The 23,301-nt window shown below is 57.2% G+C and carries 17 protein-coding genes; 1 reads left to right on the top strand and 16 read right to left on the bottom strand.

Annotated features, from left to right (window positions below; translation table 11 throughout):
* Positions 1 to 8 precede the first annotated feature (8 nt).
* The 4 genes from GT003_RS03325 to GT003_RS03310 all read right to left on the bottom strand — a co-directional run bounded on the left by GT003_RS03325 (position 9) and on the right by GT003_RS03310 (position 3,790).
* On the bottom strand, positions 9 to 317 hold the full coding sequence (locus tag GT003_RS03325) for a phasin family protein (RefSeq protein WP_161694424.1): 309 nt from the start codon (positions 315 to 317) through the stop codon (positions 9 to 11).
* 190 nt (positions 318 to 507) lie between these two features.
* A complete protein-coding gene (locus tag GT003_RS03320; protein WP_161694422.1) occupies positions 508 to 1,278 on the bottom strand; it encodes a phytanoyl-CoA dioxygenase family protein in 771 nt (256 codons plus the stop codon).
* A 23-nt stretch (positions 1,279 to 1,301) separates the two neighbouring features.
* Positions 1,302 to 2,300 carry an aromatic ring-hydroxylating dioxygenase subunit alpha gene (locus GT003_RS03315; protein ID WP_161694420.1) on the bottom strand — a complete coding sequence of 333 codons (999 nt, stop codon included), beginning with the start codon at positions 2,298 to 2,300 and terminating at the stop codon, positions 1,302 to 1,304.
* Between the two features lie 95 nt (positions 2,301 to 2,395).
* Complete coding sequence (locus GT003_RS03310; RefSeq protein ID WP_346266554.1) at positions 2,396 to 3,790, bottom strand: amidohydrolase family protein; 1,395 nt, start codon at positions 3,788 to 3,790, stop codon at positions 2,396 to 2,398.
* Between the two features lie 295 nt (positions 3,791 to 4,085).
* Between GT003_RS03310 and GT003_RS03305 the strand changes: the two genes are divergently transcribed.
* Positions 4,086 to 4,544 (top strand): Lrp/AsnC family transcriptional regulator, encoded by a 459-nt coding sequence (locus GT003_RS03305; protein ID WP_161694418.1) that lies wholly within the window; start codon positions 4,086 to 4,088, stop codon positions 4,542 to 4,544.
* 81 nt (positions 4,545 to 4,625) lie between these two features.
* Here the strand turns inward: GT003_RS03305 and GT003_RS03300 are convergent, their stop codons facing one another.
* The 12 genes from GT003_RS03300 to GT003_RS03245 form a co-directional block, all read right to left on the bottom strand.
* Complete coding sequence (locus GT003_RS03300) at positions 4,626 to 6,191, bottom strand: histidine kinase N-terminal 7TM domain-containing diguanylate cyclase (protein WP_161694416.1); 1,566 nt, start codon at positions 6,189 to 6,191, stop codon at positions 4,626 to 4,628.
* Positions 6,192 to 6,414: 223 nt separating this feature from the next.
* On the bottom strand, positions 6,415 to 7,590 hold the full coding sequence (locus GT003_RS03295; RefSeq protein WP_161694414.1) for a sugar ABC transporter permease: 1,176 nt from the start codon (positions 7,588 to 7,590) through the stop codon (positions 6,415 to 6,417).
* An 11-nt stretch (positions 7,591 to 7,601) separates the two neighbouring features.
* On the bottom strand, positions 7,602 to 9,122 hold the full coding sequence (locus tag GT003_RS03290) for a sugar ABC transporter ATP-binding protein (RefSeq protein WP_161694411.1): 1,521 nt from the start codon (positions 9,120 to 9,122) through the stop codon (positions 7,602 to 7,604).
* A gap of 94 nt (positions 9,123 to 9,216) precedes the next feature.
* Positions 9,217 to 10,320 carry a sugar ABC transporter substrate-binding protein gene (locus GT003_RS03285; protein WP_161694409.1) on the bottom strand — a complete coding sequence of 368 codons (1,104 nt, stop codon included), beginning with the start codon at positions 10,318 to 10,320 and terminating at the stop codon, positions 9,217 to 9,219.
* A 257-nt stretch (positions 10,321 to 10,577) separates the two neighbouring features.
* Positions 10,578 to 11,660, bottom strand: a complete 1,083-nt coding sequence (xylF, locus tag GT003_RS03280) for a D-xylose ABC transporter substrate-binding protein (protein ID WP_161694407.1) — start codon at positions 11,658 to 11,660, stop codon at positions 10,578 to 10,580.
* A 41-nt stretch (positions 11,661 to 11,701) separates the two neighbouring features.
* Entirely contained in the window at positions 11,702 to 13,291 is a 1,590-nt protein-coding gene (locus GT003_RS03275; protein WP_161694405.1) for a response regulator, read from the bottom strand.
* Positions 13,288 to 14,727: a sensor histidine kinase gene (locus GT003_RS03270; protein WP_161694403.1), complete on the bottom strand. Its 1,440-nt coding sequence runs from the start codon at positions 14,725 to 14,727 to the stop codon at positions 13,288 to 13,290. Before GT003_RS03270 ends, GT003_RS03275 begins: the two co-directional genes overlap by 4 nt.
* Positions 14,724 to 15,707 (bottom strand): substrate-binding domain-containing protein, encoded by a 984-nt coding sequence (locus tag GT003_RS03265; RefSeq protein WP_161694401.1) that lies wholly within the window; start codon positions 15,705 to 15,707, stop codon positions 14,724 to 14,726. The genes GT003_RS03270 and GT003_RS03265 overlap by 4 nt, the downstream gene beginning before the upstream one ends.
* Positions 15,708 to 15,955: 248 nt before the next feature.
* Positions 15,956 to 17,965, bottom strand: a complete 2,010-nt coding sequence (locus GT003_RS03260; RefSeq protein ID WP_161694399.1) for a beta-galactosidase — start codon at positions 17,963 to 17,965, stop codon at positions 15,956 to 15,958.
* Between the two features lie 4 nt (positions 17,966 to 17,969).
* The gene (locus GT003_RS03255) at positions 17,970 to 19,562 is read right to left on the bottom strand and encodes a response regulator (RefSeq protein WP_161694397.1); all 1,593 of its coding nucleotides are present in this window, start codon (positions 19,560 to 19,562) and stop codon (positions 17,970 to 17,972) included.
* A complete protein-coding gene (locus GT003_RS03250) occupies positions 19,555 to 21,336 on the bottom strand; it encodes a sensor histidine kinase (protein WP_161694395.1) in 1,782 nt (593 codons plus the stop codon). Before GT003_RS03250 ends, GT003_RS03255 begins: the two co-directional genes overlap by 8 nt.
* A 172-nt stretch (positions 21,337 to 21,508) precedes the next feature.
* Positions 21,509 to 23,275, bottom strand: coding sequence for an extracellular solute-binding protein (locus GT003_RS03245; protein ID WP_161694393.1), 1,767 nt, complete (start codon positions 23,273 to 23,275; stop codon positions 21,509 to 21,511).
* Between the last annotated feature and the right edge of the window lie 26 nt (positions 23,276 to 23,301).

Raw genomic sequence — 23,301 nt, 5'->3', positions numbered from 1 at the left:
GCCCCCGATCATGACTCGGAAGGATTCACGCGTTCCCGCTCCAGCGCATCCAGGCGCTGTTCGATTCGGGCGATATCCTCCTTCGTGGCCAGCTTGTTCTCGCCGAGCAGCGCTTGCATGCGCTCGCGGGCCATCGTCTCTACCTGCTTGCGCAGCTCATCGCCTTTGGCGAGCAGCTCTTCGACGAGCGCTTTGGATTCCGCTTTGCTGACCTCGCCTTTCTTGACGAGCTCGTCGAACGTTTTCTCGACCTGTTCCTTGCCTGCAAGCGCCAGTCCCAATCCTAACGAAATCGCTTTCCCGATCGTATCCTTCATCCGATTCACGTCTCCTTCGAAGCTAAAATGGTGGTACGCAATTACGGTCTGCACATGATGGACGATAGTAACTAAGATATGCTTCCATTATACCCTCGGATTCCCGCCCTTACCAATGGCCGGCCACATGAAAAAAAGCCTGACCGCCCCATCCCCTCATTCCGGAACGGACCCGATCAAGCTTCGCGTATCAACCGCGGCGCGCAAGCACCGGGAACAAGTTCCCGGTAATGGCATCGCCGTCCTTCAAGTTCAGTCCCATCGTAAGCGGATGCCTGCTGCTCCCATCGAACGTCGCATGCTCGGGCATGTATACGATCGTAAGCACTCGGCGAGGCTTATCCGTCCGATTGGCATAGGCGTAATGGAAGGTCAGCCCATGATGCACGGTGCAGCTTCCTCGCCTGAGCGGAACCGCCACCGGTTCATGGCCTGCGGCGGCCGTATCCTTCGCCAGCTCGAATAGGTCGACCGGTTTGACGAAATCGACGTTGTCCAGCTTGCCCGCCCGATGCGAGCGCGGTACGAAGGACAGGCAGCCGTTCGTCTCGTTGACGTCTTCGAGCGGAATCCACATCGTCATGACGTCAGATTCCTTCATCGGGAAGTACGTCGCGTCCTGATGCCAGGGCGTCGCTTTGGAATCCCCGGGCATTTTCCAAAACGCCTGGTCATGGAACAACCGCAAGCCGGAGGACTCCGCTAGCTGCAAGGCAATGTCAGCCAGATAGGGGCTGAGCGAATATTTCGCCATGCCGCCGGAGTCCCGCCACGTATTCATTTTCATTCGCAGCACGCGTTCCAGCTCCGGATTATCTCCGCCATCGGCATGATCGCGCATGACCTCTTCCAGACAAGCCGCCAGCTCCTCGAGCTGCTGCTCCGTCAGTACGCCGTCCAACTGAACGAAACCTTCGCGCTTGTAAAATCTCGCTTGCTCGTCCGTCACCCGATAAGTCAATGCTTCCGCCTCCCTATAGGATATTAGGCCATGCCGATTCTGACGCCAAGCTCGATCAGCCAGCGCCGATACGCGACGGACAACACATCCGCCTTGTGGTTCAGCTCCTGCTGCAGATCGAGCGGAAGCAGCTCCGGCTTCTGCGTCTCGATGATCCAGGCATCCTGTTCGAATACCGTATCCTGAAACCGGATAAACTGTTCATCCGGCACGTCGAAGCCGTAGTTGCGCGAGACGGCCATGTACGCCGTGCATTCCTTCTCGGTCACAGGCAGCACCGTCAGCAGAATCCAAAGCGTCTCTCCCGTGGCCGCATCCCGCTTCGACAACCGGCCCGCTAGCGGACGGAACACTTCTTTCACGTAGACGTAAGTCGTTCCTTCCTCCGCCTCGGAGCCGGAGTGGGCCACGGGCTGGAAGATCGGCACCTCGCTCGTATAGACGCGGTCCTGCTCTTTGTAGACCTTGAAGTCCGGTACTTCCGCATAATCCGGATGGCCGAGCAGACCGCCGTGCACGAACATCAGGTGAGCGAAATCCGTAAAGTTCTCGATGACCCTCGTACCTGCGGCATGAACCGTATATGGCCCGCAGACTAATGGGCGGTAATCGGGATTTTCGAATTCCTCGAAATCCGGCAGCCGGGCAGACGGTTCGCCGATGCATACCCATACAAGGCCGTATTTCTCCATGCAAGGATAGTTTTCCGCACGGGCTCGAAGCGGGATCGTGTCCGACTTGCCCTGCGCCGGAATGCATACGCATGCGCCGCTCCCGTCGTATTTCCAGCCATGGTAGGGACAGACGAGATTATCTCCTTCCACCCTTCCCTTCGACAGCATCGCCCCGCGGTGCACGCACAGGTCGCGAAGCGCATAGACGCCGCCGCTCGCCGCGCGGAACACGGCAACGCGTTCGCCAAGGATCGTAACCGAAAGCGGTGCGCCGTTCAGCTTGCTCGCGATACATACGGGATGCCATTCATTCTCCAGCACATTATCCTTCAGCGTTTCCGTCATCATATGCTCACTCTCCCCGGATATCTTGTATCTTGTATCGATCGTGTCGGCTGTGTTTAGATGCTTGCGACTCGCGACGTGCCTGTCCCTAAGCGCGTCTACTCTACGCTGCCGAAGACAGGATAGGACGGCGCCAGCTTGCTCCGCAGCACGTCGACGCGCGCCTGCGCTCTGCGGATGATCTCCATCTCGTCCACGAGCGTGCATCGGCCATGACTGACGACGACCCGCCCGTTAACCAGCACCGTATCGACGTCGTTGCCGTTGGCGTTGTACACGATCGCGGAGCTGACCCGATGAACGGGCGCGATATGCGCTTTCTGCAGCTCGATAACGACGATATCCGCCTTCTTCCCCGGCTCCAGACTGCCGAGATCTTCCTCCCTGCCGACGGCCTTCGCGCCGTTACGCGTCCCCATCCGCAGCACCCCCATCGGCGGCATCAGCGTGGAATCCAGCCGGTCCACCTTGTGGAGGCAAGCGGCGAACTTCAGCACCTCGAGATTATCCTGGCAGTTGTTGCTCCCGGGACCATCGGTTCCAAGCGCAACATTGATGCCGCGCTCTAGCATATCCGGCACCCTGGCGACCCCCGAGGCTAGATACATATTGGATACGGGACAATGAACGACCGTCGCTTCGCGCCTTGCGAGAATGTCGAGCTCGGCGTCGTTCAGCCATACGCCATGCACCACTTGCGTTTGCCGGCCGAGCAGCCCGACCTCCTCCGCCAGCTCCACGTTGCGCAAACCGAACCGCTCGAGCGTGTTCTCGATCTGCTCCCTCGTCTCCGACAAGTGGATATGCGTAATCAAGCCGTTTCGTTCGCCGTACTTGGCGGCGAGTCTTAAGAACTCCTCCGAACAGCCGTACAGGTTCAGCGGTCCCATTGCGATGGCAATTCGGCCTTCCCCCTCGCCCTGCCATTTGTCCAGCAGTTGATCGGTATTGGCGAATATCTCTTCGGCGCTTTCACGGAGTCTTGGCTCATAGCTAAGATCGACGCCGCCCCTCGCCATATGGCCTCGGATGCCGGACTGCCGCATCGCTTCCAGCACGCCTTCGTCGTTACCGGGATGCGTATGAATGTAATGATGATCCATCACATACGTCGCACCGGACTTCAAGTTCTCGATGCAGCCGATCATGGCCGCCAGATAGAAATCCTCTTCCTCCATTGCGAGCGACGCCGGCCATATAATCTGCCGCAGCCACTGCGCCAAGGGCAGATCGTCCGACACGCCGCGCATGAACGTTTGAAACAGATGCGTGTGACAGTTGACCAGACCCGGTATAACCGCTTTGCCGGCGGCATCGATGACCGTATCCGCCAGTGCGAGCAGCGCGTCTTTGGAGCCATCCCCGGGCCAAACGCCGACTTCCGCGATCCGAGAACCGTCAATATAGACATATCCGCCCGGGAAAACGTCCAGCCCGTCGTTCATCGTCATGACCGTGCCGTTTCGAATGAGCGTCTTTGCCAAACAAATCACATCCTAAGTTAGATATAGGCCAGTTTGGCGCTAAAATCACTTGACTTCACGATATTTCTATTTATTTATGTAATCTTATCTGACATAATTATATTTGGCATCTCCTCTTTGAGTCAATCCGTTTTGTAAACCATCATAGCGGATTATCGCCTCATTCATAAAGCAATTCGATCGTTTTGGTTTACAAATCATTCCGCTCTTCACGCAGGAAATAGATAATCGAAACTTAAACCTCACGCAATCATTACGTAAGCTATCAAAACGTAATATTTTATTTTTTCGGGGAGTGATGCCTATGTTTCTGCCTCAAATGGATGCAATCGACCAAGATATTATCCGCTTGCTGCACGAGAACGGAAGAATGTCCTATTCCAAAATCGGCGAGCTGCTGAGTCTATCGCGCGTTGCGATCCAGAAGCGCGTGGATGCGCTGATCGAGGACGGCATTATCGAGAATTTTACGGTTCGGCTGAACGCGGCGCGATTAGGAAAGTTCGTCTCCGCTTTCTTCGAGGTGGAGGTAGAGCCAAGATTCGTGGAGCAGGCGGGAGATCTGCTGTCGCGAGAGCCGGAGGTGATCAGCATCTATCAGATGACGGGACCCAGCTTGCTGCATATGCATGCCCTTCTTCAGGACGAACGCGCGCTGGAGCAGTTCCTATTCAAGAAGATCTATGTGCTGGAGGGGATCGTAGGGGTCAATACGCATATGGTGATCCGAAGATTCAAGCAGGGTACGGGGTTGGAGCTCTGAATCCGGTTATTCCAGCCACCACCGGAACCTGCAATGAAAAAAGAAGGCAGCCGCAGCCGCCCCCTTCTCCTTGCCTTGCTTTCACGCCGGATACGCTTCCTCGAACAAGCGAACGCGGTTACGTCCCTCCCGCTTCGCCTCATACAGCGCCATATCCGCGTTCTTCAGCAGCGCCTGCAGCGTCGCGCCGTCGCTGCCGGACTGCGATACCCCGAAGCTTGCCGTGATGGCGATCGTCTCGCCGTCCGCTTGAAGCGGCTCGGCGGCAAGCGCGGCGCGGATTCGGTCCGCCAATTCCCCCGCTCCCGATCGCGCTGCCGCGGGAAGGAAGAAAACGAACTCCTCCCCGCCGTATCTGGCGAACAACGCATTCGGGGGAAGCAGCCGATTGACGACGGAAGCCACATGCTGAATCGCGAAGTCGCCGGTCTCATGCCCGTACGTATCGTTGATGCGCTTGAAGAAGTCGATGTCGAACAGCACGACCGATGCCGGAGTTCCGCTCTCCTGCGCTTCCCTGAGCAGCTGCTTGCCGCGATAGATGAACGACGTACGGTTCAGCAGCTTCGTCAAGCCGTCATGATAAGCCAGCCGTTCCAGCTGCTCCTGCAATCTCCGCGGCTCCGTCACGTCGATGAGCATCAAGAGACTGCCGATGGATTCGCCGACTCGGCCGCGCACGACGGACGTACGAACTTGGTAGAAGGCATAGGAACCGTCCTTAGCCTGCCACCTCATGGCCTCCTGCTCGACGTCCGCATGCGTGTTCAGCGGAAACGGCGAGCCGGTCATTGCGATCCACGCTTCATCCAAAGTCCGGCCGATCAGGCCGACGCCGAGTCCTGGCAGCATGCGGCTGGCGGCGCCGTTGAAATCGATCAGACGGTCCGCGCTGTCAAGCACGATGACGCCGTCCCCCATGCTCTCGAAGATGCTTTCCTTGGCGATCGGAACGATCGTCAGCATCCGCGTGGAAACGATCGCCCAGATGTACATCGCCGACGTGACGCACAGGATGACCGGTACCGGATCCATCCCGTTCGGAACCATGCCCATCAAATAGACGAACGCTCCCGCCATAGGGAGAAACTGCCCGACGATCAGCGTCACGAGCTGCAGGCGGTAGGCTTTCTTCGTGCTCTGCCATTTGCGAACGAGCAGCACGACGCCGGCCAGCATGGAACCGAACGTGAACGCGCCGTGCACGACATAGAATTGGCCGATAACAATATCTGTGAACGGCAGCGACGAGCCTGCACGGACGCTTAGCGACTTATAAAACAAATGATGATACTCGTTCGTGGCAACCATGACGATGGACAGGACCGGGATCGCGAACAGCGCCGCCGCCATCCTGCGGGACACGGTCTTGCCGGTATATTGCAGCACGACGATCAGGCCGAGCGCAGGCGCAGGCGCCATTCCGACATACTGGACGATATTCCAGTTCTCAATGTCTTGCAGCGTACTGCTTGCCATGCCGAACGCCACCGAAAAAATATAAATGGCCTGCGCGGTCGTATACAGCATGAACGTCCTTGCGCCGGCCATTTCTTCTCGCTTCAAATAGGCATATAAACAGAGAAACAGCGTAAATACGCCCGAGGTCGCGACAAGCGAAATATACATCGTAAGTGAAGACCCCATCGTCAGCTCCCATGAAGTTCATTGTGGATTTTTGTAACTATTAGGCGAAAAAAGTCGATTTCATGGTACCACACTGGCATGGGGATGTCATGAGCTATTTTGGATTTTCGACCAACTTTATTCTCGCCGGCATTCGTGCATGCGGAACTTCGCAATGCCCGACCCTAGAACGCAAACGGCCGGCGGCTGTTTCGCAACAGTCGCCGGCCGTATTACGAACGCGTTACGCTCTTTGCTTGCGGGTCATGACGTCGAAGATGACGGCGATCGCGAGCACCGCGCCGCGGATCATGTACTGGTACGAAATGCCGACGCCCAGCAGGTTCATGCCGCTTGACAAGGAAGCCATGACGATCGCGCCGATGATGGAGCCCGTCACTTTGCCGACGCCGCCGGCCGCGGATACGCCGCCTACATAGGCTGCGGCGATCGCATCGAGCTCGAACAGGGTGCCTGCCGTCGTCGTCGCCGATTGCAGCCGGGCCGTAAACAAGATGCCGGACAATGCGGACAGCATGCCCATCGAGCCGAATACGATATACGTGATTTTCTTCACGCTGATCCCGCTCAGATGCGCCGCTTCCGGGTTGCTTCCGACGGCGTAAATATGCCGCCCAAGCACGGTTTGCGTCGTAAGGAAGTGATAGATGACGACGATCAGGAGCATGATGATAACGGTCCACGAGAAGCCGTTATATCCCGCGATAATGTACGTGATATATGCAATGATGGCAGAGACGAATACCAGTTTCACGGCAAACATGCCGCCGGAGATGACTTCGAAGTTGTAGCGCAGCTTGTTGCGACGCTTCGAGAACTCGCTGTACAGATAGAAGATAATGACGACGGCACCGAAGATCAGGGAGAGCAGGTTCAGCCCGCCAACCGTCGCAAGCGACGGAATGTACCCGTTGCCGATGGCGTTGAAATGGTCGTCGTCGACGTTGATCGTGCCGGTCTTCTCCGTTACCCGCAGCAGCGCGCCCCTGAAGATGAGCATGCCGGCCAGCGAGGCGACGAACGACGGAATTCCGAGTTGAGCGACGAGAAATCCGTTGAACATCCCGATCACGACGCCCATCACGAGAATGATCGGAATCGTGAAGTAGAACGGAACGCCGAGCTGCGACATGAAGATGGCGGCGATGGCGCCCATGAACCCCGCGGCGAAGCCGACGGAGAGATCGATATGCCGAATGACGATGACGAGCGTCATCCCGACGGCCAGCACGGCGATATAGCCCGTCGCGTCCAACAGATTGCTGATATTCCGCGAAGACATGAACAGGCCGTCCGTCATGATGGAGAAGGTAAGCATAATGACGAATAACGCGATGTACATCCCGTATTCACGAATGTTGACTTTGATCAATGATCTGGCTTCCTTGTATAAATTCATCTGTCTTCCCCCTATTGCGTTGCAAAATGCATGATCTTCTCTTGGTCGGCATCCTCGATGGACAGCTCGCCCGTTATTCTTCCTTCCGCCATGACGTACACGCGGTCGCTCATGCCGAGCACCTCGCCCAGCTCGGACGAGATCATGATGATGCTCATGCCTTCGCTGATCAGCTTGTTCATGATCGTATAAATTTCGAATTTGGCGCCGACGTCGATGCCGCGCGTCGGTTCGTCCAGGATGAGCAGCTTCGGACCGACGAACAGCCATTTGCCGAGCGACACCTTCTGCTGATTGCCGCCGCTGAGATTGCCGACGATCTGTTCGACGGACGGCGCCTTGATATTCATCGACTGCTTATAGCCGTTCGCGACCTTCACTTCCTCGTTGCCGTTGATGATGCCGCGCGAAGCGACCGCTTCCAGATTGGCTGCCGAGATGTTGTTCTTGATATCCTGGATCAGGAACAAGCCGTCGCCCTTGCGATCCTCCGTCACGTAAGCGATGCCCGCCTTGATGGCGTCCCGCGTATGCTTGAAGCTGCGAGTTTTCCCTTCCAGCAGCAGGTCGCCCTGCAATTTATACGACTTCGGATTGCCGAACAAGCTCAGCGCCAATTCCGTTCTTCCGGAGCCCATCAAGCCGGCGATGCCGACGATTTCGCCTTTTTTCACGTGGAGATCGACGTTCTTGACGACGTTCCTGCCAAGCTTGGCGTCGTATGCCCTCCAATTGCGGATTTCAAGCACGTTCTCGCCGAAGCTGCGGTTCGTCCGTTTCGGATAAATATCGTCGATTTCGCGCCCTACCATGTTTTTGATGATGACGCTCTCGGTAATTTCGCCTTTGGACGCGTCCAGCGTGCAGATCGTCCGGCCGTCGCGGAGCACGGTTGCTTTGTCCGCGATCGCGATGACTTCCTTCAATTTGTGGGAGATCATAATGCATGTGATGCCCTGCTGTTTCAGCTCGCGCAGGAGCGTCAGCAGGTTCTCGCTGTCGTCCTCGTTCAGCGCGGCCGTCGGCTCGTCGAGAATAAGCAGCTTCACGTCCTTGCTTAACGCCTTTGCGATTTCGACCAATTGCTGCTTGCCGACGCCCAGATCTTTGATCTTCGTCTCGGGATTGACGTTCAGTTTTACTTTCCGCAGCATTTCCTTCGCCTGGACGATCGTTCGGTTCCAGTTCACGACGGCGCCTTGGGTAATCTCGTTGCCCGCGAAAATATTTTCGTACACCGTCAAATCGGGGAACAGCGCGAGCTCCTGATAAATAATGGCGATCCCCGCCTTGACGCTGTCGCTGATCCTGGCGAAGCTTTGCACGCTGCCCTCGAACACGATGTCTCCCTTGTACGTGCCATGCGGGTAAACGCCGCTCAGCACCTTCATCAGCGTCGATTTGCCTGCGCCGTTCTCGCCGATCAAACAATGAATCTCGCCCTGCTCGACCTTGAAATTCACGGCGGAGAGCGCTTTGACTCCCGTAAACCCCTTCGAGATTTCCTTCATTTCCAAAATCGGTTTGCTCATGTTTATCGCTCCTAACGGGACCATTCCCGCGAACGAGAAGCAGCGAGAGACTTGCATCCGCCGCCGCTTCTCCGCAGGGAAATCGGTGCTGCGCTTACAGTCCTGTGAAATCGCTGGCTTTGTAATATTCGGAATCGATCAGCTTTTCTTTCACGTTGTCTTTGTCGACGACGATGACTTCCGTTTGCTTCGCTTTCACGTCGATTTTGCCGTTGTTGTACGAGCCCGTCGTATCGGGCGCATTGCCTTCGAGGAGGGCGACTGCCATGCCCATGGCATCCTTGACCAAGCTGCGCACGTCCTTGAATACCGTCATCGACTGCTTGCCGTCGATCACGTACTGAACGGAAGCCTGCTCCGCGTCTTGACCGCTGACGACATAGCTCTTGATGGCCGAATCCGAGGCGAATACGTCGGCGATGGAACGAGCGGTGCCGTCATTCGGCGCCAAGATCGCAACGTCGCCCTTCATGTCCGCCGCTGCGGCCGTCAGATGCGTTTGCGCTTTGTTCTTGGCTTCGTTGGCATCCCAGTTCGTCGTGACTTGACCGATGATTTTGCTCATTTCGTCGCGGGACAGCTCGGCTTTGCCTTTCAAGCCTTCGGCTTCGCTGGAGTTCGCGATTTTGAACGTGCCGTCCGCGATTTTCGGCTGAAGCACCGTCCACGCGCCTTGGAAGAACAGGAAGGCGTTGTTATCGGAAGAAGCGCCGGCGTACAGGTAGAGCGGCTCGCCGCTGCCTTTGGCATGGTCGACCAGGTACTGCGCCTGCGCTTTGCCTACTTCCACGCTGTCGAACGTGACGTAGTAGTCGACGGCGTCGGTGTTGGTGATGAGGCGGTCATAAGAGATGACTTTGATGCCGGCTTTCTTCGCCGACTCTACCGCGCCCGCCGCCGCGGCACCGTCCTGCGGGCAGATGATCAGAACTTGAATCCCTTTATTGATCAACGTTTCCACGTTTTCTTTCTCTTTCGCCGAAGAACCTTGACTGAACAAAATTTCAGTCGAATAATCCGTCCCCTTCAGCGCATCCTTGAAGCGCTGCTCATCTTGTACCCAGCGCGGCTCGTCTTTCGTCGGAAGCACGATGCCGACGCTCACTTTGCTGCCTCCGTTTTTACCGCATGCCGCCACGGCGACCGCTAAGATCACGATCACGAGCAGCAGCGAGATCCGTTTCAAGCCTTTTCCCATTTGTGTTACCCCTCTCGATATCGAAAATGTCTGAAGCGCTTACAAATCCAACTATAGCATCGGACGCCGCAGCTGAAAGCGCTCTCTTATAGCACTTTTTTCATACTGCCTATACTATTTTGACATGGGCTTGTCCGTATACGCGCACCCGGCATTCCAGGCTTCGTCTATCTCTCAATGAGTCATGCCGGAAAAGCAAAAAGAACGGCGTCTCTGCTTGGCAGCAGAAACGCCGTTCTTTCCGTAACATCCATCGCCTAGTTGTCCACGTTGCGGTAAACGTCCTCCCGGCTGTGAAAGCCGTCCGCGATAATCGTCGCATCGATATTCGTCCGATTCACGGCAATCGGCTCGAGCAGGATGGCCGGCACGTCGATTTTCTTGTTGAACACGGTCTTGTCCGTGCTAACTTTCTTGCCCTCGGCCATCTGCACGGCGAGCGCGGCAGCCGTCTCGGCCAGCTTGCGGATCGGTTTGTACACGGTCATCGTCTGCGTCCCTTCCACGATCCGCTGCGCGGCAGCCAGCTCCGCATCCATGCCGGTGACGGGCGTCGTTCCCGCCAGCCGCCGTTCCGCCAAGGCGCCTACGACGCCGCCAGCCGTTCCGTCGTTCGCCGCGATGACCGCGTCGATCGCATCGCGGTTCGCGGCGAGCGCCGTCTTCATGTTCGCCAGCGCGTTGACCGGCTTCCATTCTTTCGTGAACTGGTCGTACACGATCTGAATGTCGCCGCGGTCGACAAGGGGCTGCAGCACCTTCATCTGCCCCCGCTTGAACATGTGCGCGTTGTTGTCCGTATCCGCACCCTCGATCAGCACGTAATTGCCCCGCGGCACCTTCGAGACGAGCGCCTCCGCCTGCAGCTCGCCGACTTTCTCATTGTCGAACGACACATACAGGTCCACGTCCGCGTTCAAGATCAAGCGGTCGTACGAGATCACCTTGACGCCGGCTTGATGCGCCTTCGCCACGATGGCCGCCGATACCTGGGCATCATGCGGCACGACGACAAGCACGTCCACATGCTTCGAGATCATGTTCTCCGCCTGCGCGATCTGCTTCGCGTCGTCGCCGTTCGCCGCTTGCACGTCGACCTTCGCGCCCAGCTTCTCGACCGCGGCCTTGAACAGGTCCCGGTCCTTCTTCCAGCGTTCCTCCAGCAGCGTATCGAGCGACAAGCCGACGACCAATTCGCGTACAGCCGCTTGGTTCGGGTCCTCCGCCGCGGGCTTCGCCCCGCTCCCGGCGCCTTGCCCGCCGGAAGAACACGCGGAGAGCAACGTCAGCAGAACCGTGAATACGCCGGCCAATCCGCTTTGTTTGAAGCTCTGCTTCATCCTTCATCGCTCCTTCCCGTGAAGCTGCCTGCCGAAGCAGCCTACGTCAGTTTCTTATCCAACGGACGAAGCAGCATTTTCCGATATTCCGTGGGCGAATAGCCGACGATCTTCTTGAATACCCGGCTGAAATAGTTCGGATCATGGTAGCCGATCTCGTACGTGATTTCTTTCAAGCTCTTCTCCGCGTCCTGCATCAGCTGCTTGGCGGTCTCCATCCGGCACTCCGTCAAGTAATCGATATAGTTCATCCCGAAATGCGACTTGAACAGCTTGCTCACATAGAACGGATTCCTGTCGATCTCGGCCGCGACCCGCTCGAGCGACAGATTCTCGCGGGCATGCTCCCGGATGAACGTCTTCATCGTCGTCACGAGATCCGATTCCATGTCGCCCGCCTTTAATGCCGTCGCTTCCGCCAAACGGCCGAGCAGCACGCTCGTTTCCGTCTTCAGCTGCATGTAGCCCGAGGTCTGATGCGGATAGTATGGTTTATCCAGCTCGTACCCCATCTCCTCCAACATGCGCGTCAGGACGATCAGCACCTCGAAGATTCGCTGCTGCGCGATGCCGATCGGCTGTCCTGCGGTTTCATATACGTCAATGACCCGCAAGGCGCCCGATACGGCCGACTCCCAATGGCCGCGGCGCACGTCCTCCAGCACGCATTTCTCGAGCTCCAAGACACGAGGGCCGCTTGCCGGAAGCTCATGATGCGGCAGGTCCTCGTACAAGCGGAACCGCGCGGGAAGCGACAGATCGACGGATGCGAGCAGCGCTTCGTGATAGGATTTACGCATGTCTTTCCGATCCGCGTACAGCCCGCCGATGCCGATGAACGGCTCCGCGCCGGTCATGCGGCGCAGCGCCTGAACGAGCGTCCTGCCGATGCCGACGGCTGCTTGGCGGTAAGACTGGCGGATATCTTTGAATATGATAAGCGGAATTTGCTTGCCGGACGCTTTGCCGACCCAGCCGTGCACCGACGAAGCCTCCAGCTGCCCGGCCAGCGCCAGCTGAAGCGCCTCGAAATCCCCCGGCGCGCCTTCCTGCGAACCGCCATGATCCTGCAGCAGGACGTTCATGACGAAACCATCCTTCATCTCCGGCGCTTCGAGCAAATCGATCATTTCGTTCAGGTGAACGGAAGGGGCGAAATCGAACAGCAGCTGCGAGACGATATCGGCCTCTACGACGGGCAGCATCCTGCGAAGACGCTCCTGTTCCTTGCGCCGGCTCTCCGCGTCCCGATGCGAAGCGCGGATCTCGTCGGCAACTCTGCCGATCGTTTCCAAGACGACCGCGGTTTTGCTCGGCTTCAGCAGGTAGTCGCGAACGCCCAGCCGCAGCGCCTGCTGGGCGAACTCGAACGTGTCGTAAGCCGTGACCACGATGAATTTAACTTGTTTATCCGTCGCGGTAATAGTCTCGATGGCCTGAAGACCGCCTATGCCCGGCATCTTGATGTCCATCGTGATCAGATCCGGCTTCAGCCGCGCCGCCGCTTCGATCGCTTCGCGGCCGTTGGCGGCCTGGCCGACGATGACGATATCGTCCATGCCTTCCTGGACCATGCGCTGCAGCGCCGTTCGTTCGATCGGTTCATCATCCACGATCAGTAGCGTTATCATGTATTCGGCCTCCTTGGCAGCTTGATCGTAATGCTGGTTCCTTCCCCGATCGGGGCATCGATCGCAATCAAATCCTCTTCGCCGTAGAACAATTGCAGCCGATCGCGCACATTGCGGATGCCGAGGCCGGTGGAATGGCCCTTGTAATCCGCCGACTCCGCGTCGGACATGAGGCCGGCCAGCTTCTCGGATGTCATTCCCGGCCCGTCGTCCATCACCTGCACGCGTACGTATTCGTCGCCGTTAACGACGCGCAGCGTAAGCACGCCGCCGTCCTCCGACGGCTCGATGGCGTAGATGAACGCGTTCTCGACGAGCGGCTGCAGGATGAGAATCGGGACTTCCAGATCCAATGCGGCTTCGTCGATCTCCCGGACGACAATGACGCGGGAGCCGAAGCGCGCCTGCTGGATCGTCAAATATTCTTCCACGACGTTGATCTCGTCCCGAAGCGATACCCGGCTGTCCATCCGCCGGAGATTGTACCGCAGCATGCCGGCAACCGAGCTGATCAGCTCGCTCGTCTTGTCCGCGCCAGCCAGATAGGCTTCCTTGGACAGCATATTCAGCGTATTGAACAGAAAATGCGGATTGATCTGGCTTTGCAGGCTCTTCAGCTCGCTTTCCTTGAGCATCAGCTTATGCTTGTGCAGGTCGTATTCCAGCTGGGCTTTGCTCTGCACTTCGTCGAACAGGCTGCCGATGCTGAGCCGCATGTTGTCCAGCGTCTTGGCCAGAAACGACATGTCGTCGTTATTGCTGATGACGATCGGTTTCTGGAAATTGCCGCGCGACAGCTCGCGCGCCGACTGCGTCAGCTTCAGGATCGGCCGCGTGACGCTGTTTACGAACCGGTAGGAGAACAGCAGCAGCAGCAGCGAGACGAAGGCGAGCGTCCAGAAGCCCATTTTCTTGATCTCGTTGCTGCGCTCGATGATCTGCCGATAGAAATTGTCGTACGTGTGCTGCTCGCTGCCGATCAGCGACAACGCCGCCTCCGAGATATAGCCGGAAATGTTCGAGGCCTCGTCGAATTGCTCCGCTACCGCTTCGTCGTCATGGTCGCGCTGGAACCGAACGGCCAGATTCATCGCCTGCGATTGGCTGTCGACCATATGTTGAAAATCGACCAGCTGCATCTCGTTGTTCGGATTGCGCAGCAGGTTCATGTCCATCTTCATGCGCAGCAGCCGATTGCCGTCTTCGACGTACTTCCTCAGGTTATCTTCCGTCGGAGACATCCGGTACGTATTCAGCGTCGTCAGCGCTTGCCGGCTCAGCTCGGAAGCTTGATTCATCAGCAGGTAGCGCTGCAGAATGTCGTTGTACTTCTCCACGGTCCGCTGGTTGAAGATGCTCATGGAGATCCAGATGAACGCCATGATGATCCAAATAATGATCGAGAGCATCATCATTTTGCTGCGAATCGTCTTCATGGCGCTTCCTCTTTCACGTCGGCGGGCCCGACGACGCTGATCGGCGTATAATAGCTGGGATCGAGCGGAAGACGTTCGCTGTCCAGCCAGCGCTGCAGCAAATCGACGCTCATTTTCCCCATGTCCTCGTAATGCTGCGACAGTCCGGCTTGAATAAGCCCGTCTTTGATCATCGACTTCGTCTGCGGCGAAGCATCGAACATGAACACTTGGCTGTCCTTCCGCCTGGAACGGAAATCGACCGCCTCCACGATGCGCTTGCCCGAATCGGCGGGAAGTCCGATGAACGCGATGACGTCCGGAACGTGGTTCAAAATATCGAAGGTCTGCATGCTCGCCTGCAGCTTGGACGCATCCTCGGACGCGAACACGAGCTTAACGCCGGCATGCCGATCCAGCACCTCGCGCAGCCCTTTCAGCCGCAGCTGATCGGTATCCGAGGACTCCGCGTTCGTAATCACGCCGATCGTCCCCTTGCCATGCAGCTGTTGGGCAAGATGCTGCCCCATCAGAATGCCTTCCTGGTAATGGTTGGAGCCGATATAGGTTTTGCGCAGGCTGCCGGGGGCGTCCGAGTTGATCGTAATGACCGGGATTCCCTTCTCCGTCGCCTTATTCACCAGCCGCACGAAATCCGGCCTGTCCGCGCCCTCCAGAATGATGCCGTCCACCTTGGAAGCGATTGCAATATCGATCTGCTTCAGCAGTTCCTCGTCGTTCGAACGGTATACGCCCCAGAAATCGATCATCATCCCATGTCCGGCAGCCGCAGTCCGGGCGCCTTTCTCGATTTCGTCCATCACGTAGCTCCCTTGCTCCTGCGAGATCACGACCACCCGCTCGGAATGGGCGCCGAGCGCGGTTTCCGAACCGCCCGACATCCCCTGATCGCCGCTGTAGATCGTCAGCATCAAGTAGAGCGTCACCGCCAACGCAGCCAAGCTGCCTGCGAAAACCGTGGCAAATAGTAGCTTTTTCATGCTAACCCCTTAATGAAAGCGTTTTTGCACCTATTCTATCCGGAAATCCATGCTTTGCATAGGACTAATATTTGTGAGAGCGGTGGGTTTTATTAGTATGCGGCCGCTGAATTGGCCAGACGCTTGAATTTTATGGAACTGTTATTGGATAACTTACAAGCTGCAGCATAACAAAGAGACGTGCCATGAGCACGTCTCTTCTCGTTTCTTCTCTTCTCGTTTCTTCTTCGTCAGAAGTCCATTATGCCTTATTCCGCAGCAGGTCGTCCTAGCATCCATACGCCGTTGCCTTCCAGCTCCGCCGGTCCATGCTCGAAGACGCGGCCGGACAGCCAATCTTGAATCGGACCGTCAAGGTCTACGATCACCGGATCCACCGTATGGTTGATGACGAACGTGTATTCGCGCGTTTCGTTCGAACGCGACACGACCTCGACTCCCGGCGGCGCGGAGACCGCCGGCCGGCCGAGCGTAATTCCGGCGTCCCCGCAGATCGTGCCGAAGATATGGTCGCGCAGCGAAGCGTCGATCTCCGTCCCGATGTAATAAGCGTGCCCTTGTCCGAACGCATGCTTCGTGACGGCGGGACGGCCCGCGTAATAATCCTCGTCGAACACGGCAAGCGCCTCCGCGCCCCGCAGCTCGATGACGTCCACCCACTTGCCTCCGCCGAAGTCGGCATCCTGCCCGTTCGCCTTGATCCGCCGCCGGTCGTCCTTGAACAGCACGCCGTACTCTTCCACCGTGATTCCGAGCAGCTCGGCGAATTTCCCGGGCAGCGTCAATGGCTCCATGCGGTTGTCCCAGTCCTTCGCCCCTGCGCGGAAATCCAGCACGAGGGAGCCTCCCGCTTCCACGAACGCATACAGGCGCTCCACCATGTCGTCCGTCGCCATGATGAAATTCGACAGGACGAGCAGCTTGTATTTCGTGAAATCCGCGGCAGGGGAGACGATATCCGTTCCGATATGATGATCGTAGAAAAATTGATAATAGCCCGTAAAATGATCCATGTAGGAGTAATTCATGATGTGCGGCTGAATCTCGAACGTCCATTCGTTGTCGTACGAGCGAATCATGGCCGCCTGCGGCCGGTTCTCCGTCCCTTCGAGCAGCCGCGAGACGCGCTTCAATTCTTCGCCGACCGCTTTCGTCTCCGCGTACTTGCGGCCCGGCTTTCCGTCATGCTGCAGGATGGCATGCCAGAATTGTTCGGCGCCGAACAGGCAGCCGCGCCAGCGGAAATACAGAATCCCGTCCGCTCCATGCGCGATGGACTGGTACGTCCAGCGCCGCAGCTCCTGCGGCTTCGGCGTCGGAAACATGACATTGCCGCCGGGCTGGCCGCTCTGATGCTCCATGACCCAGAAGTTCCGCTCCTTCAAACCGCGCGTCATGTCATGCGACATCGCCGCAACGGCAGGATTGACGTCCCGCGTGAACATGAGGTTGGGATAATTATCCCAGGATACGATATCCAGCTCCTCGGATAGATCGTAGCCGTCGATTTCGTTGAACGTGCCCATCAGATTGTGCGTGACGGTCTGATGCGGCGCGATCGAGCGAATGAGGTCCGTTTGGAACTTCTGGAACTTGCATACCGAATCGGAAGCGAATCTGCGGTAATCCAACTCCAAGCCCGGGTTATGGAGCGGAAACGGCGTATTCGCCGGGAGCACGATTTCATGCCACTCGTTATAGATTTGGCTCCAGAACACGGTGCCCCAACGTTCGTTCATGGCGTCGATATCCCCGTATTTCTCTTGCAGCCACACATGAAAGGCCGTTCTGCAGTTCTCGCAGTAACAGCGGGTCGTATCGTTGCAGCCGAACTCATTGTCGATCTGCCACGCCAGGATATTGGGATTGTTGGCATAGCGGCTTGCCAAGCGTTCGACGATCTTCTGGATGTACGGCTGATAGGACGCGGCGTTATAACAATAATGCCTGCGGTTGCCGAAGCCCCGCACATGCCCGAACTTATCCCGCATGTAGATGTCGGGGTGTTTGTCCATCAGCCATTTCGGCGGGGTGGCGGTCGGCGTTCCAAAAATGACGCGAATGCCGTGTCCCGCCAGCAGATCGATGATGCGGTCCAGCCAGGAGAAATCGAATTCCCCTTCCCTGCGCTCGAGCTTGGACCAGGCGAACTCGCCGATCCGGACGACGTTCATCCCTGCTTCCTGCATCATGCGGGCATCCGTAGCCCAACGCTCCTCCGGCCAATGCTCCGGATAATAGCAAACTCCGAACAGCATGCGATCACTCCTTCGATTGAGGCTGATATGCCGACCGATATTCGCCGGCGCTCAGCCCCGTGTATAATTTGAACCGCTTGTAGAACCAGTCGAGTTCCCCGAACCCGACTTCCTGCGCGATTTCGTACACTTTCTTGTCCGTGAAGCGAAGCAGCTCCTTCGCTTTCTCCATCCGGATCCGAAGCAGGTATTCGTTGAACGACGTCCCGGCGTTCGCCTTGAACAGCTTGCCGAGGTAATGCGGGTTCATATAGACCTGTTGGGCGATGCTGCGCAGGCTGATCGGCGTCTGGAACTGTTCCTGGACGAGCTTCTGCACCGTGACGAACACTTTATTCGGCTGCTGCTCCTTCATGCGCACGAGCAGCTCGAAGGCGGACAGGCATTTGTCCTCGATGAACCGATGCAGCTCGTCGATCGTGCGAATCGTCATGACATGGTCGTAATCGCCGAACTGCGAATCGAATAAGAGGGCATGGTTCGCGCCGGCTTCCTTCACGACATGGAACAATTGGATCAGCTGCTCCAGCACGCGAAGCTTAATGACCCCCGGCTCCACGCGGCTCGATCTGTAAGCTTCCTTCAAGGCATGAAGCGCCTCCCGGACCCGATCCAAGCGGAAGGTCTTCATCGCTTCGATGACGTTCTCCTCCATGGCGCGGAGCTCCGTCTGTTCCGTATCCTTGGCTTCGCCCGGCATGCCCGTCAAGATGGCGTTCTTCCCGTGCAGGAACTTGCCGTCCAGCGCTTTCTCCGCCGCCGCGAAGGACTGCGGCACGGCTTCACGGGAATCGACGACATGACCGACGCCGATGCTGACCGTTTCCTTGGCGTACAGGCTGATCGCCGACGCCAATCGCTCCGCCAGCTGAAACGCGCCGCTCAGGTCGTCCTTCTCGTCGCCCGAGCCCTTGCACAGCACCGCGAACCGTTCCTCCGACTCCTCGAACACGCTGCCGCCGTCTCCGCATACATCCTCGATGATATTGCGAATCGCGAATCGCTTGAGCGACAGCTCCTGATCCGTCCAGTACGCATGAAGCGCCTGCACGAAATCCATTTCAACGACCAGACAGCACGTCGATGGCCAATCGACCGACACGCCGAGCAGCTTCGACTGTTCCAGAAATTCGCCGGCTTTCACCTGACCGTGCGCCCACTGCTTGAAGAAACGGTCGCGCAGCGCCGATACGCCGAGGTCCAACTGTTTGCGCGTCCTGTATTTGAGGTCCAGATCGCCCTTGATTCGCTCGATCACGGCGGCGAGATCGTCCTCGTCCACCGGTTTCAGCAAATAATCCTGCACGCCGAGCTTCAGTCCTTGGCGCGCGTATTCGAAATCGTCGTAACCCGTCAGGATAATGACCTCCGCGCCGGAAAACTTCCGCAGCTCGGCGATAAACTCGAGGCCGCTCATGACCGGCATCCGAATATCGGTCAGCACGAGCGAATAATAGTGGCCGCGCATCATGGCCAGCGCCTGCTGGCCGTTCTCGGCCTCGCCCTTGATCTCGAAGCCGAGCGCCTGCCAATCGATCAAGTATTTCAATGATTCCCGTGCAATCGGCTCATCTTCTACAATCAACACGTCATACATCGCCGTCACCTCTCGCGCCTGTTTCGTCCGGGAGAATCATCGTCACTCGCGCACCTTGGCCTTCCGTGCTCTCGACGATCAGCCCGTAGGATTCGCCATACATATCCTTCAACCTGCTGTGTACGTTGCGCAGCCCGATATGGGTATCGCGGGATAACGTCGTTCCTTCCTTCAACCAGCGATGAATCTCGGCCAGCCGCGAAGCCGACAGGCCAAGCCCGTCGTCCTCGACGGTCAAGTGGATGCGATCCGCCAGCCGCGTGCCCGTCACGCGAAGGTGGGAGAAGCCGTCGTTCAGCTCGATGCCGTGCACGATCGCATTCTCGACGAGCGGCTGCAGCGACATCCGGGGAATCGCGATCGACTTGATGTCCTCGGGGATGTCGATGGCGTAATCGAATTTATCGACGTACCGGTACGACTGCAGCTGCAAATAGCGATCGATGAATTCGATCTCCTCCATAAGCGGGATCTCCTGTCCGCCGTTCTTCAGCATCATGCGGAACGACTTGGCGAGCAGCCCGATTATACGGGCATTGTCCCTGTCGCCGGAGATAAGCAGCTTGCCGCGGATCGTATTCAGGATGTTGAACAGGAAATGCGGCTTGATCTGCGCATGAAGCGCGTACAATTCCGCTTCCTTGGTCCGCAGCTCCTGCTCCTGCCGGTCGATCTTCGCCTGATAGGTCTCGCTCACCAGCTGGCCGAGCCGCCTGACCATCACGTTGAAGATTTGACCGAGCTGGGCCACCTCGTCCTTGCCCTTGACCTCGATGAAGCTTTCGAAATTATCCTTGTGGACGCGCCTCATTTTCGTCGACAGCTCGGTAAATCGCCGCGTCAGTCCGAGCGAGAAGCCGAAGATCAGCGTCGCCGAGAGGAACATCGCGCCAGCTAGCAGCACGAGCGCAAGCGACTGCAATTGTTTGATTTTCGGCATGAATTCCGTGACCGGGATGAGCGTGATGACCTTCATGCCCCTGACCACGTTGCGCGAATCGAGCGTCTTGAATAATACCTGATAGCTGTCCTTGCCGTCCTTATAGAGAAAGTTGCCTTCCGCGTTACCCAGGATTCGGTCCTGAAACGGAAGCCGCTTCAGATTATCGATAGGCGACTGAGCGGAAGAGTCCAGCAGCGTCACGCCGTTTGGCATGGTGAATATAAACCGTTTTTGTTTGCTTTCCTCATGAATCAAATCGTTCAGCACGCTGACGTTCACCTCGATCGACACGACCAGCGGCGAATTCGGATTTTGCTTGTTCAGCCGTTTACGGAGACTGAAAACCTGGTGCTCGGGGAATTCGTTCATGTACGAAGCCGTCCAATAGGTGCCGAACGGATTGCTCATGACCTTCTGGTACCAGTCGCTCGCCCTGATCTCGCCGTCGATCAGATGAAAATTCGCGAATACGAATGACGGATTATCCGTGTAAATAATCAAGGAAGAGACATTCTGCGTCAGCTTCATCGCGGAGTCGAGCGGTTCGAATTTACTGAAATAGTCGTCGTACGCGTCGCGAAGATCGGGATAATTTTGCGACAGCATCTCCTGGAGCGATGAATTCAGATAAAGGGAGTTCGCGATTTCTTCGTATGCCCCCAAGGTATGATCCAGGTTCGCGGCTACTTGGGACAAGGAGAGATCCGCGTTCTCGACCATATTATCGAAAACGATGTCGCTGCTGCGCTTCATCAACACGTAGGTCAATGCGCTGAGCAGAAGCAGCATGATGAACAGATTGGCCAAGATCAGCTTGGTGCGTATTTTCATCGAAGCGTTCTCCTTAGCTGTCGCATTGTCGGCGAGCGGCTCGCCCATCCTATTTATTCTCCGCCGCCGGAATATTACCTCTACATGGAGATAACTCCTTATCCCGGTAGCGAGATAAGGAGTTATCGGTTATTGAAGCTCCTTCAGCGGTATGATTCCCGTCCGGCTGCCGCTAGTTGCTGCCCAGCTGAGCCTGGTATTTGGCGTTGAAATCCGCCCACAATTGCGTGAAGGCTCCTTCATACTCGACGAGGCCGTCCTTCGTGATCGCGTTTTTCATGTTATCCCAGTTCTTGTCGAACTCGGCGTCGCCCTTGGACATGATCAGCTTCGGAATGCCTTTGCGCCAGTCGTCGCTGATTTTTTGCTGCTGCACTTTCGTGCTTTCCGGAGGCGTCAGCTGCCAGAGATAGCCAGGCACTTTCTCGACCGGCGGCAGGAAGTCCGCCCATACGGTTTTGCCGTACTTCGCCAGCACTTCCTTCGTCATGTCGTCGTAGCCGGTGACGACGGAATCCTTGGTGGTCGGCGTCGCGTAGTCGCCGTCGCCGAGCTTCGCGCCGTTGCCAAGCGAGAACCATTCTCCCGCAGGGCCGCTGCTCGGACCCTTCAGACCGGTTTTGTACATGTAATCCGGGTCGGAAGCGGTATTCTTGATCTTCTCCGGATTCTCGACGCGCTTGCCGTCCACGACCGTGTAATCCTTGCCTTCGATGCCCCAGTGCGTCAGAATTTGGCCTTCGTCGGAGAATAGGTAATCGATGAATTGGATGATGCGTTCCGGATTCTTGGCGTTCTTCGTGATGACCCATTGGCCCGTGCCCGTGCCGATCGGCGTGATCGTATTGTTATGGTCGACGATGCTTTCATTGAAGTAGATCGGAATATGCGCGTAAGCGCGTTCCGGTTTGCCGGCGGCGCGAAGCGATTTCTCGGTATCGCCGAGAATCCAGGCCGGCGCGAACGCGGCCAGGACGCGGCCTTGCGCCATTTTGGCACGCATGCCGTCCATGTTGAGCGAGAACGTCTCCTTGTCCAGCAGGCCGTTCGAGTACATCTTGTTCAGGAATTTGTCGTACGTCTTCGCGTCGTCCGTGAGCGGATTATACGAGACCTTGCCGTCGCCGTCGATCCGGAAATTGCCGTGGTCCGGCTGGCCGGCAGCGAACGTGATCGGATTGTTGAACTGCGCATCCATGATCCAGTCGGCCATGGCCGCCGTGTAGCCGATCGTGTCCTTGCCGTCGATTTTAGGATGCTTCTGGACGTAATCGGCGATGATGCCGTAGAGCTGATCCAGCGTTTTGATCGTCGGATATCCGGCTTCCTTCAACACGTCGTATTGCACGATGAAGTTCGGCACGGCGTCCGGGGATGCTTCTTTGTTCAGGAGCACGCTCGAGATCGAGTCGATGTTGCCGTCGTCGGATTTCAGCAGGTTGTACATGTCGCCATATTTTTCTTTGATATGAGGGCCGTATTTCTCGATGAGGTCGTTGAGCGGAATGATGGCGCCCGCGTCCTTGTATTTCTTGACATGCTCGGGATCGAGCGGCATGATGTCCGGATAGTCGCCGCCGGCGAGCCAAATGTCCCATTTTTGCTTCTCGTCGCCGACGATCAGATCGTATTTCAGCGTCGCGCCCGTCTTCTCCGTCAGCTTCTGGCTGACCGGATTATCCCAGTTCAGCTTGTTGTCGCTCGTGCTGATCGTGAACGTGACCGGGGACGTGTCCGCCGCCGGCTCTTTATTGCCTTCGTTCGCGGTGCCTTCATTCGCCGCCTTGCTGCCATCGTTCGTCGCTGCCGGAGGCGTGTTCGCATTGTCCGCCGTATTTCCCCCGTTATTGTTGTTGGAGGCGCAGCCTGTAAATACAAGCGCGGTCATGCAGGTGAGTGAGAGTAAAGCCAGTCTTCTCTTGGTATGTTTCGCTTTCATATGACACCCTCGCATTCTATATCATT

It is taken from the genome of Paenibacillus sacheonensis (assembly GCF_009909195.1).
Classification (GTDB): Bacteria; Bacillota; Bacilli; order Paenibacillales; family Paenibacillaceae; genus Paenibacillus_Z; species Paenibacillus_Z sacheonensis.
This window is presented reverse-complemented; position numbering and strand designations above follow the sequence as displayed.